Source organism: Aurantivibrio plasticivorans (assembly GCF_055392955.1).
In genome coordinates this window covers 2408042-2424094 of sequence record NZ_AP036020.1, presented here as the reverse complement: position 1 = coordinate 2424094, position 16053 = coordinate 2408042, and the positions used below count along the sequence as shown (strand labels likewise).

The following is a 16053-nucleotide window of genomic DNA, read 5'->3' as shown; positions in this document are numbered from 1 at the left end:
AATTATGAGCAAAGCTTTTATGTATAATTTACTTAGCGTGAATAATAAATTTTGAGATATTTGATTGATGAGCAGTCTAAAGAAAATAGAGCGCTATCAAAGTTATTTGTATAAAAGTTTGAATAAAAGCTTGCTTCCGTCTAAAGGGGTGGGCGCGCTTTTGTTTATTTTGAATAATTTTCTTGCTCCTATATTAAAAAAAATATTCCCTCGGCTGTCAATCAAAGAGAGCCCTTGTACAGTTTTATTGGTGTTGCCTGACGACGGCAAGATTGCAAGGTTTTCTCCAATGGTGGACTTTTTGAATATCAATGGTGTTTCTTCGAAAGTGCACGTTAAGTCTCGAAAGGAAAAGTTCTATAAACTAATTTTTTTTGGTATGGATAACGGTATTCCATTTTCTTTATATCTTCACTCTTTGTATGTCAACTGCCTGCTAGTAAAATATACACCTAAGATAATTATGATCGTTGAAAATGCAGGAGTATTTCCATCCGTTCTTAGGTATTTTTCAAACAAAAAAGATGTCGTTGTTGCTAATATCGCTCATGGAGTAGGGTGTTGGGGGATAGCGCACTCGAACTCCGATGTTGATTATACTTTGGTTTTTGGTCAATCGACTATAGATGGACTCAGTGAAAATAAACCAAGGATAGGTTCAACAAAAGCAATAATTGCAGGATCACCATTTATAAACCCTGGAGTAAAGGAGCATTTTCCGCGTTCATTGGCTAGTCGTACCGGCTCGATACTAATTGCAGGTCAATATTCACCTAGTTGGGATGGCATTTCTTTGGCGTTGGAAAGGTCTATTCAAATTATCTCTGATTTCATTGTTGATCACCCCGAGTTGGAGTTTGTAGTTCGTAAGCATCCCTTGGATAGGACTAATTTTTGGGACTCTAAAGAACAAGAGTTGCCAAATCTTGTTGTTAGTAGATGCAATTCTCTTTTTGAGGATTTTGTTGGTAAATCTTTGGTCTTACACATGTCCTCAAATGTTTCGATTGAGGCTGGCTTGCATGGAATACCTTCAATTGCCGTAGATCCCGGTGGATACTCGACCCATTTACACCACGATAGATTTTTAAAAGTTGCTAAAACTTTGGAGGAGCTAACGATAGCATTCATCGAGGTTTTTGACTTCTATGGAGAATATATGAATAGAGCTCTAAATCACGCTGATTATCTACTTGGAGTCAAAAGTGGATTTTACTTCAAGGTGCTCGCGTTTGCTATTTCGATTATTGAATCGAAAGAGGAAGATTTGGAGTGTCAAATAATTGAGGAAAAACTTTGACAATTGCCCATTTGTGTTCAAATATATTTTTCTTCGTTGCTTTTTTTCCTTTTCTTTCGCCTATTCCAATTAATAGCGATGTTCAACCAACGGCAGTTTTAGTGGGGCTGCTTTGTTTGCTTTGCATGCCAAAAAGGTTTATGAAATTCGATCAAGCGGACTTGGCTTTCATAGCCTTTCTTCTTGGTTGTATTGTCTTGGTGATTTTTAATTCTACAGATTTAAATACGAGTATTTCTTACATTTTTACTGTATTTTATGCATTTTTTCTATACTATTTTACGAAGCGTTACTTTGTTTTTTTAAAGCCTGCAACGATTAATTGTGTTCTTTATATATACGTATGTGGTGCTCTGATACAGCTCCTTTCTCCAGATATTTTTTCGAGCATGTTTCAGCATTTTATGCGCGTAATCAAATATCAAGCCGACTCATATAGAGGTGTTACATCATTTTGCCCTGAGTCGAGTTTTTTAGTATTCATATCTTTAATATTATACGCCTATCAATACTATTTTTTCAGGCTTAGATTAATCACTAGAGTTAGATTTTGGTTTAACAGTATTCTCATCGTCATAACTATAATACTAGCAAAGTCAGGAACTGCTATATTGCTCCTCCCAATTCTGTTCTCAATTTACGGATTTAAACGACTATGGCCTGCGTTGCTAGTATCTTCGATTTTGCTGGTTGTTGTTGGTGGTGCTCAGGATAAATCTCGGTTCGTAAACTTAATTGCTAAGCTCTCGACAGACCCCTCCCTCCTTATGGAAGATGCCTCGATTCTATCTAGGGGGACCCAGATATGGCTAGGTGTTTGTTCCGTAGTCGAGGCCCCTTTAGGCGCTGTTGGGTCAGACTTTGGAAGTCTGTCAGCTAAGTATTATGATATTTGTGGTGTGAGTGGTCTGGCTGAAAGTTCTTCTGTTAATGATAGAGTTGTGAAAGAACTTTCTAGACCTAATTCGGGTTTCACTGTGATGGTCTACCAATACGGTATTGTTTATCTAGTTTTTATATTGGTGGTGTTAATTTCTACCTTTTCTAAAAGATATATATCCCTTGCTGCCTTACCTGTGTTTGCGTTATTTACATCATTTAGTATAGCTTCGCCACTTGTATGGTTATCATATCGTATCGTGAGAGAATTTAAATACAGAGGTGTTTAATTGACATTTTTTGATTTTAAGGTTTCCTTAGTAGGTGTAATTGAAAATCTAGATGATTCATATGGTGGGCCCGCTGTTTCTCTACCAACGCTGATGCTATCGCTCGAAAAAGTTGGCGTAGAGGTATGTGTTGTTTCATCTGGTAATGCTCGAACTGATGTAAATACTGTTGTCTCGGAGTGTAACCTGAGGTGGTTAGTTCATAATACAATTGGTCCTATTAAGTTACGCTTTGCGCCTAAAATCAAAAGGACACTTGAAAAAATAGTTAAGGAAAACCCGGACAGCGTTATTTATTCGAATAACCTTTGGAACTATTGCGCTCTTTTTCCAATGTTGGTTTCTCGTAGGCGTAGAATTCCTCATATTATTGCTGTTAGGGGTGAGCTGTTTCCTTGGTGCTTAAAGCAGGGCCGATTGAGAAAGTTAATTAGCTGGTGGTTGTTTCAAAAAATGGCATTGAATAGTGCTGCTCTAATACACGTGACATCTAAAGATGAGTTACAAGCAGTAAGAGATTTAGGTATAACTTCCCCTGTAGCTTTAATACCACACGGAGTGACGCCGATTGGATTGGATGTTGCTCAGAAGTGGCAGGAACTTAAGCAGCGCAAACAAGAGAAACGAAAAATTCTTTTTATGTCCAGGCTTCATGAAAAAAAAGGTATTGATAATTTATTGTCTGCCTGGCAAAACATAGAAAGTAAGTTACCAGATTGGGAACTAGATCTTGCCGGACCCGATTACGGTGGTTATGAAAAAAAAATAAATCAGCTTAAGTCTTCCGGATTGCTAAAAAATGTGGAATATTTAGGAATGCTTAAAAATAAAGAAAAATTTCAAGCATTTTATGACGCTTCGATTTTTATTTTGCCGTCTTACACTGAGAATTTTGGGGTGGTGATTGGTGAGGCACTTTCAGCTGGAGTTCCTGTTATAACTACCGAAAACACTCCGTGGGAGGATATTTCTGTTCATGAGCTTGGTGTCGTGATGAGGGGGAATAGCGTAGAAGAAATTCAAAAGTCGCTTTTAGATATGACTAGACTTGACCCAACGGAACTCTCTAAAAAAGGAGAGAAAGCCTCAAGATTTATTGCTGATAATTTTACTTGGAATGTTAGTGCGAATAAAATGGCTGAAGTTATTGAAAGAGTTCGTATGAATAAAAATATGGCTGACTTGGAATATGTATATATATAATAACCAATTATGCAGATAGATTTGAATAAGTGATTTATATTTGTGAAAGTATCGATTATTACTGTTTGTTACAATAGCCAAGAAACGATACGAGATTGTATCAATTCCGTGTTGTCTCAGAGCTATTCAGACATTGAGTACATAATTATCGATGGGTGTTCGATAGATGATACCCGAGTGATAATTGATAGTTATGGAAGTACTATTTCAATCTGTGTCTCCGAACCAGATTCTGGTATATACGATGCCATGAACAAAGGTGTGGCTATGGCTACGGGAGACATTGTCGCGATTTTAAATTCGGATGATTTGTATGAGAGCGATGACGTCGTTGCTACTATGGTTGATCGGTTTATTGAAAACCCAGCGACTGACATCGTCTTCGGGGATGTAGTATTCTGCAAGTCTCAGAATATTGACCATAACACTCGACTTTATGGTGCTAAACACTTTCGGAGCTGGAAGTTGAGGTTTGGTTGGATGCCACCACACCCTGGTACATTTATACGTAAAAGAGCGTACGATGTAGTGGGTCCATATTCGTTGGATTTTAAGATTTCGGCGGATTACGATATGTTCATAAGACTCTTATATGTAAACAAGCTAAACTATCTGTGGGTTGATAAAGTTCTTGTTAGGATGCGCCAGGGAGGTGTTAGTACTTCTGGTCTTAGAAATAGCTTGTTACTAAATCAAGAAATTGTGGCTGCCTGTAAAAGAAATGGTTTATATACCAACCTGTTGTTAGTACTTAGCAAAATTCCATTTAAATTGCTTGAATTTCTAAAAGTTAGGATTAACCGAGTTTGATGATGAAGGTAGGTGTTACCGGAGCCAGTGGGTTTGTTGGTGGTGCATTAGTTAAGCACTTGAGTGCCAATATTGCAGGTTGCTCAGTGCTGGCTATTTCTAGAGGCCCAGTTTATGATTTCAAGAAAAATGGAGAAAGGCTTGAAACTTTGAAAGTTCGTGACTATTCGGATACGGGCTTGTATGAAAAAAATTTTGAAGGGTTAGATGTTTTAGTGCATGTGGCTGCTAAAGTTCATGATATGAGTGAAAAGCATAGTAATGTGCTAGAAGCTTATAGGGAAGCAAATTGTTCTAACACTCTAAAGTTGGCAGATGCGGCGTCTAGAATGGGCGTAAAACGTTTTGTATTTCTCAGTACGGTAAAAGTCTCTGGCGAGTTTAGTCAGCATGGAAAAGCGCTCACAGAGTTAAGTGACAATGAGTTTAAAGATGCTTACGCTACATCTAAATTCGAAGCTGAGAGAGCGTTAATGAATGATTTTTCAAGCCTCATGGATATAGTAGTGATAAGACCACCGTTAATTTATGGCCCAGGAGTTAAAGCAAATTTTAATACAATGATGGTGTGGCTTGTTAGAAAGATTCCTTTGCCGTTGGGTTCGATACAAAATAAGCGAAGCTTAGTTAGTATAGACAATCTAATAGATTTTATTGTGGTTTGCAGTGAACACCCAGCTGCCGCAAATGAAGTATTCATGGTTAGCGATTGCCAAGATTTATCTATCAGAGATATTCTGGTTAAACTGGGGGGAGCCTTGGGATACTCCGCTAAGCTAATAGCCGTCCCTGAACTTTTTCTTAGAGTTCTATCCAAAGTGCTTGGAAAGCAAGAAGTGGTAAATAGGTTATGCAATTCTTTAGTGGTTAACTGTGACAAAGCTAAAGAACTGTTGGATTGGTCGCCACCTTTTTCGTTAGATGAAGGTTTTAAAAAAACGGCAGAGCATTTTTTGTCAAGTGACGTTAAGTAACAAAATAATTTATTTGGTCAAGCTTTATTTTTTTGAATTTTATCTCCACTACCTTTCCCTAGCATGGTAGAAAAAATTAGGCTTATATACAGGGTAACCGACATCCGTGTAATCATTACGGAATCATAGCGAGCTAGTTTACGTGGTGTCGACATATCTACCTGCATTATTTGTCCAAGGCCTGTTATTCCTGGTCGAACCTTAAAGATATCGAATTCATCTCTATACTGCGTTAGGTCGACTTGATTTGGTAATCCAGGGCGGGGGCCAACTAAACTCATATTTCCAAGCAAAACATTAATCAATTGAGGCAATTCGTCCAGTTTTGTTCTTCTAAGAAATCCGCCAAATTTAGTTACGGACGTGCTACTTGCTAAATGAGTAGCGATGGATGCCGTGTCTCTATGCATTGTGCGAAATTTAATTAGCGTAAAAATTTTTTTATTTTTTCCTAACCTTTTTTGTAAAAAAATTGGAGATCCTGTATCAACAGTGCCAATAATTGTAATGATTAAAATTATTGGCGCGGTAACCGAGAGCCCCAGAACTGATAGAAATATATCAAACAGTCTAATAATGGTATGTGATGGGTGGCTTGAGAGGATATTGGTTTGGTTCATACTGCTCGTAGGATCGATTTTTCTATATTGTTGCTTTCATTGAAATGGTAGTCAGTCGGAGCATTGAGCAATATGCTTTTGATTCGTTGGGTATTATGCTCGTCGCATGCGCTAATAAAATCATAAATCATTTTGGAAGTCTCCTCCCAGGGCAGAGAGGATTCTTCTGCTCTCATAATCCTAGGGTGCTCGGTTCCACTTACGTTGTCACCAATCAGTAATTCTTCGTAAAGTTTTTCGCCAGGTCGAAGCCCTGTCACGGAGATGCTAATGTCTCCATCGCGGTTTTTTTCATCTCGTAGTGTAAGCCCAGAAAGGTGAATCATTTTTTTTGCCAGATCTAGGATCTTTACCGGCTCACCCATGTCCAAGACGAAGACATCTCCACCCATTCCCATAGATCCAGCTTGAATAACTAATTCAGCTGCTTCGGGAATCGTCATAAAGTAACGTGTAATGTCTTGGTGCGTTACAGTTACTGGACCTCCAAATTTAATTTGTTTGCGAAATAGCGGTACAACTGACCCTGATGAGCCAAGCACGTTTCCAAATCTTACCATTGTAAATCGAGTGTCAGATTGACGTTTTGAGAGCGCTTGAAGGATAAGTTCTGCCACGCGTTTCGTAGCGCCCATAACATTTGTTGGCCGGACAGCCTTATCTGTTGATATCAGTACAAATGATTCCACGTTGCTTGAAATAGCTGCTTCAGCGCAGTGCCAGGTCCCAAAAATATTGTTTTTCACGCCTTCTACAACATTGTGTTCGATTAGTGGGACATGTTTGTATGCGGCAGCGTGATATATAGTTTGAATCTCAAAAGAATTAAATACTTGTTCTAACAGATTGCGATCTTGAATGGAGCCAATAACACTATAGGTAGAAGTGTTCATAGCTATATTTTTTTTCAGCTCACTTATCTCTTGTTCAATTTTATAAAGGCTGTATTCATTTGCTTCAAAAAGCACTAGTTTTTTAGGTGATAACCTTAATATTTGCCTGCATAACTCGGAGCCAATTGAGCCTCCAGCCCCAGTAACTAGCACATTTTTGCCTTTTATACATGCATCAAGCAGGTCTGGTATAGGCTTGACCGGGTCTCTTCCTAATAAATCTTCAACGTCAACGTCTTTAATATCTTCGATCTTGGCTTTTCCACTCAGTACATCGTGCATATCTGGCATGGTTTTGATGCTTATGCCTAGAGGTTCAAGGTTGTTTAAAATAGCGGCGCGTCTTGAGCGGGGAGCATTCCCTAACGCTAGCAGTATATGACTTATACCGTATTGCTTGGATAGACGCTCGAGTTTTCGTGGATTGAATACCGTTAAGCCACGAAATAATTTTCCATGTAGTCGCTTGTTGTCATCTACAAATGCCACAACTTTATAATTAGTTCCTGTAAGCGCGCTGGCTAGCTGAAAGCCACTGTGGCCAGCACCATATATTATTACGGACTCCTGAGAGGGGTTTCGAACTGCTTTTAGCATTAGCACCACATTGCGTACTAGCAGCCGAGGCGTTCCTATGAAGAAAAGAGCAGCGAATCCGTAGATAATTGGTACTGATCGGGGAGTGCTAGCTTGGAGAAAGTAACTACTTGAAGCTAAGACAAAAGCTGAGACTACAACACCAACACCAACACTTATAAGAGCTTGTTGAGCCATAAATCGCAAGATTGCCCTATAAAGGCCGATCCTAGTGAAGACGATCAAAGACACAAAAACAGTGATTAGAACAGTTGCAATTTCTTTTTCGCCAAGAGGTATTGTAAGTTCCCCAAGTCTCAGGCAATTTGCGAGGTAAAATGAGATGAACAGGGCTGATACGTCGTAGGTAAGAGAAATTATTCGCTTAACTGTTCTGGGTGCCTCAAATAACCTGCCTAGCATTAATTAAACCTCTCCTTTTGAGCTGGCGTGACTCGCGGGCCAGAGTATATCCCGAACACTCTAATTCTCCAAATGGCGCGGTGCCGTCATGGCTGCTCAGATGAATTTATCGTATCTATTACAGTCGGTTTATTTGGTCTTATAGATTAAATGTCGATACGCGTGCCAGATTGCTTAGGCTGCAAAGAAAAGATGGAAATGCAGATTACGGTTTGCGAATGAAATACCTAATTTAACTATCCCCCTTAAAACTTCGCCCGATTAAAGGGGGCGTAAAGCTTCGCAGAACAAGAGTGGCGACCTCGGAGTAGCTTGCAGTACTCGAATGTCGAATAGTGTTCGTATAGCTATTAGTTTGGAAAATGGAGGCGCGCTGAGTTGATTAAATAGTAGAAATATGGCTCCGCCTGCTGGGCTCGAACCAGCGACCCAATGATTAACAGTCATTTGCTCTACCAACTGAGCTAAGGCGGAGTGGTGATTTCGAGGCTTAGTGCTCGAAAGAGGCGCGTATATTAATGATCTAAAATCAAAGAGTCAACAAATGATTTCATCTTAAGTTATTGTATTTCGAATGTTTTTCAGTTTTCGGTTGAATTGGCTGGGTAGGTGTGTGTAGCTGTGATTCCTAGAATGATTCCAATGGGGAGCCAGACGCATACCCAGTATTGGTTGGGTTTTGATATTACACTATAAACGTCAAACATTTGCACTGATGCGAAGTAACACAAAAGCAGTAGTGATGTGCCGCCTAGAATAGTATGACGAGACCCAAAGCACAAAAATGAGGATCTGGCATATATAGAAGCGTAGCTAAGTATACCTATTGCTCCTGTCCAGTGAAATAACTGCAAATAGGCGCTGTGTGCGTGCGGCTGCTTAGAGAGTGAGCCGTCCGCTTTTGAAATATTTATGGTGCTATCCGACCACATCCCGGCGCCGGCAAACCAGCTATCGACGCTTTTTGTAAGGCTTTCATGCCATATTTGTGGTCTCAGGCTACCAAAACCGCCACGGTTTAGAAGCTTATTTAATACGTTAGTTTCATCAAATAGAGCGACCGCGAGAACCCAAAATCCAATGGCAACTATCAGTGTTAGGCTAAGATGACGACCAGATGCCCATTGTGCGAAACATGATGCGATCACTAGCCCCAATATGGCCGTTCTAGTCCCGGTGAGTGTTGTAGTTGCAACAAATGTAAGTGCAGCTAAAACGCAGCTAGCGGTTATAATATGTCCGGTTAAGCGATTAGGCGGCGCTATTGCTGGGCGTATCGCTTTCGCACACATTATCGCGCAAGCGCCGAAATATATACCCGAAATTACAGGATTAATATTCGTTTGAGCACCTGCCACGTTGAGGGTAGCTAAGCGAAAAGTTGACCTGATGACTAGTTTTTTGTCAATAAGAGCTAGCTGAATAAATTCAGTAATACTGCTGATTGCTAGGACAATAGCTAACCCCATGGCTAGATATATAGATATTTTAACTAACGCTGGCTTAGAGTAGGTAATGTATGCGACCCCAAGAACGTACAACGAAATAAGTAAGCACAGCCTCGTAGTATAGAAGAAATTCTCTGTCTGATTGTCGGGTGTAGTCGCCCATAAGCTAGATGTCGAAACCCAGCCGAAGAAAAGCGCAAGGGATACTAATAGCCATCTATCTGCTCTGGCCAATAGGCAGCGAACATTGGAATTCTTTATAGCTAAAATAATAATTACCGGGATATAAAAGCCAAGGTATGTCAGTGTTGAGTAATTACCTATCGGCCATAAAGCAAAACCAATTTGAAATGCGATACCCAGTGCCAACCAATACAATAATGCTGCTTGTAAAACAGGATTCGATAGCTGGGTTTTTAGTCCAATGTAATGATTTGTTGTGCGGTTTCGTAACCATTTATACGTAAGCTTTATTTCCATATTGTTCTTACTGGAGTTATGTTTGCTTTAAATGGTGAGGTTTGGGCCAACAAATAGGCCCTTAGTTGCGGCCTAATCAACTTGAAGCTTGTTAAACTAATGATTGATTCGCTTGTTTTACGCTGCTGTTGGCTGAATAGCTAGCTAGAACTTTGGATATAATAGATAATAATGCCATGTGTAAGCAATTTGTCCATTCTATAGAGTTTCATAGCAGCTTTCTAATAAGGTTCGTGCATATGTCTCATTTATTTAGGGTTAATGTGGATAGTTTAAGGTTCGTAGTCGCTAGAGTTGCTATTTACGTAATTGGATTACCCGACAGGTCATTAGTGAAGCACTCCAGGGCAATGGGATTATAGTATTCTAAAGTGAGAACAGGGGTTCTGGTTTTAGTTTCCATGCTTATCGCTCTGATATGAATTGGTAATATCTACCTGGAATTAAAGTTTTTTTAGATTTCCTGTTTGGATGCGCCTTGAGAGGTCCCAGAGAGGCTTTTTACTTCTCGCAGTGTAGTAGTGTATTGTGGGTAAATTATGCTGGTTGGAATTAGTATTATTTGCGCGGGGAATCATAAGCCGGGATATATCAATGACTAAGGGGTTGTAAAAAGGCACCTTGATCATTGCCTGAAAGCTAGTATGTTTTGAATAAGCGGTGTACAGGGGGGCACAGAGATTCAAGGGGGCTATTTTCGGCCTATTTCGGTATTCCTGAGTGCAATTGAAACTGTTATGAATTCCGCTTGTTCGTGATTTGGTGAAACTGTGGCGTTGGTTTGCAGCAGTAAGCAATCGATTGGTTTTTGGTAGGAGGTATTTTCTTGAGTTCATCTACACAAATTAAAGAAGTCCGAGCAAAAGAGACTTTTCCAAATAATAGTATGGCTGAGCATTCGAATGAAATTGATTTGCTTGCATTGATAAAAGCTGTATTTTCGACTTGGAAAGTATGGTTGGCTGCGGCAATTGTGCTGACTTGTTTATATATAACGTATACGATAACCACCTACCTAACCTTGAGCGATTCACTCCCATATTCAAAGGTTATATCTTTTACATTTCCCGGAGTTGAGCGATCCGAATACCCTAGTGGCGCGGATTTCAGTATCCAGGATATATTGGCACCAGTAATCCTACAGCAGGCTTACGAAGAAATGGAGTTTAGCGAAAGCGGTTTTTCGTTAGTAGAAATGACTAGGAGGCTTGCCGTTGAGCCATATTCTCCTTATTACCGAGAAATTGAGTTTAAGTATCAGCAATTACTAGCGTCAAAAAATCTTGATTTTGATCAAGTTTCAGCCATTCAAGATGCGAAACGACGAGAATTACAGCAGTCAGTTAATAGTGGAGCCGTATTATCTTTCGATCCATCTGGGGGAGGATTGGAGGAACAACAAATCACTGCCTTGTTGTCTTTGATACCGCGATTGTGGGCGCACCATGGGATAGACAATAGAGGAGTTTTGAAAGCCGGTGTTCAACTCAATTCTGTCAATACGCTTGATGAGCAGTTATTTCAGGATGTCGATTATATTGTATTGAGCGATCTTTTTACTGACAAAACCAAAGCATTACGTCAGAACATCGAAAAGGTGAATTCTGTTGAAGGGGCTGACACGGTGAGAGACCCAGAGACTGGGTGGAGCCTTCGTGACCTAGAAAGCAACTTGACCGACCTGGAAACGTATACAATCGATGAGTTGATGTCGCCTATACGCTCTTTGGGCATTAGTCGGGCTCCAAGATTGGCTGCATACTATTATCAAGAAAAATACGAGGTGTTAAAAGATAATCTAGCTACGCTTGAAGAAGAGGCTCTCCTCATCAAGGCCGCACTAAATTCGTATATTGAAAGCGAGCCTCTATCAAATCCAGTTGGTGGTCGACCAGACCAGTTGTCAGATTATCCTGGATTTGTCCCTCAGCTAAATGGAGACGTCTTTGATAAATTGCTCCAAGTAGCCGGTGAAGATTCAACTGAAAAATATCGGCAACAATTAAATGATCGGTGGTTAGAAGCTAATCTTGCCGTAGCCGACGCGAAGTCTAAAATGCGCCGAGTCGAACGCCTTATTGATGCAGTAAAAGGTGATGCCCAGAATGATTTAGCTGAGGAAGTAAGGGATGAATATCTGAAGCGGGCTGAAGATGGCGTTGGTCAGATTCTGGCCCAACTTAAAGATTATTACGCGATTTGTGAGCGTATATACAACCAGGTTAGTCGAGAGCGCGTTGGTGGTGTTGGGTCACTATACAAAGACGCTCATCAGGGCGTTATGCGAGCCGGTAGTGCGATCAATCTCAAGAAAGCAATTCTGATGTATGTCGCATTAATGGCGTTGATGACCTTTGTGCTTGTGCCAAGTGTCATGATTTACAACGCGCTTCGTTCTCGAAGTAGAGAAGAGGTCGCAGACGCGTAATATTGGTCTGGGCGTCGTAAAGGTGCATTTTAGCCTTGCAAGCGACAAAGCTCGCTGCTAAAGTGCGCCTCCTTTCGCTTTGAGCGGCAAAGTTGTCGTTGAAAAGCCCATCTTTTAGGCACGTAGCTCAGTTGGTTAGAGCACCACCTTGACATGGTGGGGGTCGTTGGTTCGAATCCAATCGTGCCTACCAATTTCCCAAGCATACTGTAACTCCGTCGGACTCCAGGTTTTCTTGTGGTAACAAATTATGCCCGCGATTGGGTGAGAACGAAGTTCGACAAAATGCGATGGAGCATTTTGAACGAGGAGTGGAGCGACGAAGCCCCGAAGGGGGCACAACGGCTTAGGAGCCGTTGTGATTTAATCCAATCGTGCCTACCAATTTCCCAAGTACCAAACACTTTAGTCGCACCGCCCAACTGTTTGTGGCAGATGACTTCTCCCCGATTGGATGAGAACGTAGTTCGACAGGGTTATGAAATCCGTCCATGGGTTTCACCCTTCGGTCTCCTAACAAAACAGTCGTTTAAAATTGTTCCTGACAAATTTGTGCCTCCGAGCAACTGGAAAAGCAGTCAAACGAAAAATTTCGGGGCTCAAACTCTTAGCAGCGTTAGCTTGCCGCAGGCTAAGCAACGGATCGTTCAAGTTATACAGCGCCTAGGGGGGGCAATAGTCAGAAGCTGCTGAACCTACCTATCATGTTCCCAGGGGCCATATTCCTGCTCAGACCCTCTCATTCAATTTCATCTGGCAGAAACCTTGCTAGCTAGCTGATTGCCTCAGCTGCATATATCTTTCCGCTATAGGGTTAGCACTTTCAGTTATAGTCGTTCATAATGTCGTTTGTCAGGCTTCTTTGTTTCTCTGTCTGTGGAGCCTGCCCATTTTTCCGGTTTCTAGATACTCTCTCGGAACTTCGTTTACAGTTAGATAAGGACGATCTTTGTAGTATGACTGAACAAAAAGCAACCAATGTGAAGTGGCATGATGGGCATGTGAACCGTGGCGACCGTCAGCGTGTCTTAGGCCAAAAGGGTGTTACCTTATGGTTCACCGGAATGTCCGGTGCTGGTAAAAGTACGGTTGCGGTAGCACTTGAAAAGGCACTCAACGACCGTAACAAGCTCGCCTACAGGCTTGATGGTGACAACATTCGCTTGGGGATCAACAGCAATTTGGGGTTCACCGCTGAGGATCGCAAAGAGAATATTCGACGTATTGGCGAAATTTCAAAACTTTTTGTTGATACTGGCGTTATTGTACTCTCCAGTTTCATTTCACCTTTTCGTGAAGACCGCGATTTCGTTCGTCAATTACACGATGATGCCGGGATGGATTTCATCGAAGTGTTCGTGGATTGCCCTCTAGAAGTCTTGGAAAAGCGTGACCCTAAAGGCCTTTATAAAAAAGCCCGGGCAGGGGAGATTAAAAACTTCACGGGTATCGACTCTCCCTACGAGGCGCCAGAAAATCCCGAAATTCACCTGCATACCGACAGTGACGATATTAGCCATGAAGTTCAGCAAATTTTGGATATGCTGTCCGACAAAGGCTTTCTCGATTAAAGCGTTGTTTCACTACCTAAAATCAAAAACGCCCAGTATTCGCTGGGCGTTTTTGATTTGGTTTTCGTTGCGGTATTCCGTGGTGCCTTATCATTGCTGCCGCTACAACTTCCCGGTAAAATCCCGCCCCCTTTAGATAATTTAATTCAAATCAAATCACGTGGCCTTTGGTAGGGGTCACCACTGACTAAGGATAACAACCATGCCTGTTATTACTCTTCCTGACGGTTCTCAGCGTTCCTACGATAAGCCTGTCTCTGTATTCGAAATTGCTTCTGATATTGGCCCCGGTCTTGCGAAAGCGACATTGGGTGGCCGTGTAAATGGTGTGCGTGTTGATGCGCATGACCCCATTACAGAAGACGCCGATCTCGTTATTTTTACGCCTAAAGACGAAGACGGCATTGAGATCATCCGTCATTCCTGCGCGCATTTGATTGGTCACGCACTTAAACAAATGTGGCCAGAAGCGAAGATGGCTATCGGCCCGACGATTGAAAACGGTTTTTACTACGACATCGATTTAGAGCATCGCTTGACCGATGAAGATATCGAAGCGCTGGAAAAGCGTATGAAAGAGCTGGCGGCTAAGAAATACGATGTCATTAAAAAGAAAGTGAGTTGGCAAGAAGCTTACGATACCTTTAAAGAGCGCGGCGAGCCTTACAAGATGGAAATCTTGGAGCGTGACATCCCTAAAGATGATCAGCCCGGCTTGTACCATCACGAAGAATATATCGACATGTGTCGTGGCCCGCACGTGCCGAACATGAGCTTTTGCCAAAATTTTAAATTGCAGCGAGTTTCGGGTGCTTATTGGCGCGGTGATTCGGATAATCAGCAATTGCAGCGCATATCCGGTACTGCATTCGCCGATAAAAAAGCGTTGAAAGCCCATTTGCGTTTCTTGGAAGAAGCGGCAAAGCGGGATCACCGCAAGCTAGGCAAAAAATACAACTTATTCCATTTGCAAGAAGAAGCGCCTGGGATGGTGTTCTGGCATCCAAAAGGTTGGAGTGTCTATAACACCATTGAATCCTACATGCGCAAGCAGCAAATTGAGCATGGCTATCAAGAAATCCGCACGCCACAAGTGGTGGATATTAGCTTGTGGGAGAAGTCCGGTCATGCCGATAAGTTCGGCGATGACATGTTCATTCTTAAATCGGAAGATCGCGATTTTGCCGTTAAGCCGATGAACTGTCCGTGCCATGTACAGGTGTTCAACCAAGGCTTACGCAGCTACCGTGATTTGCCTCTACGATTGGCGGAATTCGGCTCATGTCACCGTAACGAGCTATCGGGCGCCTTACACGGCATCATGCGTGTGCGTGGTTTTGTCCAAGACGATGCGCATATCTTTTGTACCGACGAGCAAATTCAGCCAGAAGTGGCAGATTTCATCGACTTCCTTCATCAGGTATACGTGGATTTCGGATTTGATCCAAGCACATTGATCTACAAGCTTTCCACTCGTCCAGAAAAACGAGTGGGTAGTGACGAAGATTGGGATAGGGCTGAGAAGGCCTTAGCCGAAGCGCTTGATGCGAAAGGCCTACCTTGGGAAGAGCTGCCTGGTGAGGGTGCTTTCTATGGTCCGAAAATCGAATTTTCACTGAAAGATTGCCTAGGCCGAGTATGGCAGTGTGGCACTATCCAGGTAGATTTCTCTATGCCTGGCCGTCTGGACGCTCAATATGTAGCGGAAGACGGTTCACGCAAGGTGCCTGTGATGTTACACCGCGCTATTTTGGGTTCTTTTGAGCGCTTTATTGGTATTCTGATTGAGAACTACGAAGGGGCTTTCCCGCTCTGGTTGGCGCCGGAGCAGGTCGCAATCTTGAATATTACCGATCGCCAGGCCGAATATGCGGAAAAAATTCAAGAATCCTTGCAAAACAAGGGCTTCCGGGCCGTTTCGGACTTGAGAAACGAGAAGATCGGCTTTAAAATCCGCGAGCACACAATTCAGCGCGTTCCCTACCTTATCGTCCTCGGTGATAAAGAGGTAGAGACAGAGACTGTCACCGTGAGAACCCGCGAAGGTGAAGACCTCGGTTCCATGTCGATAGAGGCATTTTCTGAGCTATTATTGAACGATCTGGCACGCAAAGGGCGCGCGCCGGAGATTGCTAGTTCCTAAAATTTGGTAATTAAG

11 protein-coding genes and 2 tRNA genes are annotated in these 16053 nt (G+C 42.0%); 9 read left to right on the top strand and 4 right to left on the bottom strand.

Annotated elements, in window-relative coordinates; genetic code table 11:
• Positions 1-67 precede the first annotated feature (67 nt).
• Genes ACZ5NB_RS10940 through ACZ5NB_RS10920 form a run of 5 tightly spaced genes read left to right on the top strand, consistent with a single transcriptional unit; the run spans position 68 to position 5456 of the window.
• Complete coding sequence (locus ACZ5NB_RS10940; RefSeq protein WP_460233649.1) at positions 68-1300, top strand: glycosyltransferase family protein; 1233 nt, start codon at positions 68-70, stop codon at positions 1298-1300.
• Positions 1297-2469 (top strand): hypothetical protein, encoded by a 1173-nt coding sequence (locus ACZ5NB_RS10935; protein WP_460233648.1) that lies wholly within the window; start codon positions 1297-1299, stop codon positions 2467-2469. Before ACZ5NB_RS10940 ends, ACZ5NB_RS10935 begins: the two co-directional genes overlap by 4 nt.
• Positions 2470-3672, top strand: a complete 1203-nt coding sequence (locus ACZ5NB_RS10930) for a glycosyltransferase (protein ID WP_460233647.1) — start codon at positions 2470-2472, stop codon at positions 3670-3672.
• Positions 3673-3714: 42 nt separating this feature from the next.
• Positions 3715-4482 (top strand): glycosyltransferase family 2 protein, encoded by a 768-nt coding sequence (locus ACZ5NB_RS10925; RefSeq protein ID WP_460233646.1) that lies wholly within the window; start codon positions 3715-3717, stop codon positions 4480-4482.
• Positions 4482-5456 carry an NAD-dependent epimerase/dehydratase family protein gene (locus ACZ5NB_RS10920; protein WP_460233645.1) on the top strand — a complete coding sequence of 325 codons (975 nt, stop codon included), beginning with the start codon at positions 4482-4484 and terminating at the stop codon, positions 5454-5456. The genes ACZ5NB_RS10925 and ACZ5NB_RS10920 overlap by 1 nt, the downstream gene beginning before the upstream one ends.
• A 17-nt stretch (positions 5457-5473) precedes the next feature.
• On the opposite strand, the gene ACZ5NB_RS10915 is transcribed toward ACZ5NB_RS10920, so the two are convergent.
• The 4 genes from ACZ5NB_RS10915 to ACZ5NB_RS10900 all read right to left on the bottom strand — a co-directional run bounded on the left by ACZ5NB_RS10915 (position 5474) and on the right by ACZ5NB_RS10900 (position 9260).
• The gene (locus ACZ5NB_RS10915) at positions 5474-6076 is read right to left on the bottom strand and encodes a sugar transferase (RefSeq protein ID WP_460233644.1); all 603 of its coding nucleotides are present in this window, start codon (positions 6074-6076) and stop codon (positions 5474-5476) included.
• Complete coding sequence (locus ACZ5NB_RS10910) at positions 6073-7743, bottom strand: polysaccharide biosynthesis protein (RefSeq protein ID WP_460233643.1); 1671 nt, start codon at positions 7741-7743, stop codon at positions 6073-6075. The genes ACZ5NB_RS10915 and ACZ5NB_RS10910 overlap by 4 nt, the downstream gene beginning before the upstream one ends.
• A 623-nt stretch (positions 7744-8366) precedes the next feature.
• Positions 8367-8442, bottom strand: a tRNA-Asn gene (locus ACZ5NB_RS10905).
• 107 nt (positions 8443-8549) lie between these two features.
• Positions 8550-9260: an O-antigen ligase family protein gene (locus tag ACZ5NB_RS10900; protein WP_460234004.1), complete on the bottom strand. Its 711-nt coding sequence runs from the start codon at positions 9258-9260 to the stop codon at positions 8550-8552.
• Positions 9261-10722: 1462 nt separating this feature from the next.
• Here ACZ5NB_RS10900 and ACZ5NB_RS10895 point away from each other — a divergent pair.
• The 4 genes from ACZ5NB_RS10895 (at position 10723) to thrS (ending at position 16038) form a co-directional block, all read left to right on the top strand.
• On the top strand, positions 10723-12324 hold the full coding sequence (locus ACZ5NB_RS10895; protein WP_460233642.1) for a hypothetical protein: 1602 nt from the start codon (positions 10723-10725) through the stop codon (positions 12322-12324).
• Between the two features lie 116 nt (positions 12325-12440).
• Positions 12441-12517, top strand: a tRNA-Val gene (locus tag ACZ5NB_RS10890).
• Between the two features lie 763 nt (positions 12518-13280).
• The gene (gene cysC / locus ACZ5NB_RS10885) at positions 13281-13895 is read left to right on the top strand and encodes an adenylyl-sulfate kinase (RefSeq protein WP_460233641.1); all 615 of its coding nucleotides are present in this window, start codon (positions 13281-13283) and stop codon (positions 13893-13895) included.
• Positions 13896-14097: 202 nt separating this feature from the next.
• Positions 14098-16038, top strand: coding sequence for a threonine--tRNA ligase (gene thrS, locus ACZ5NB_RS10880; RefSeq protein WP_460233640.1), 1941 nt, complete (start codon positions 14098-14100; stop codon positions 16036-16038).
• The last annotated feature ends 15 nt before the right edge of the window (positions 16039-16053 follow it).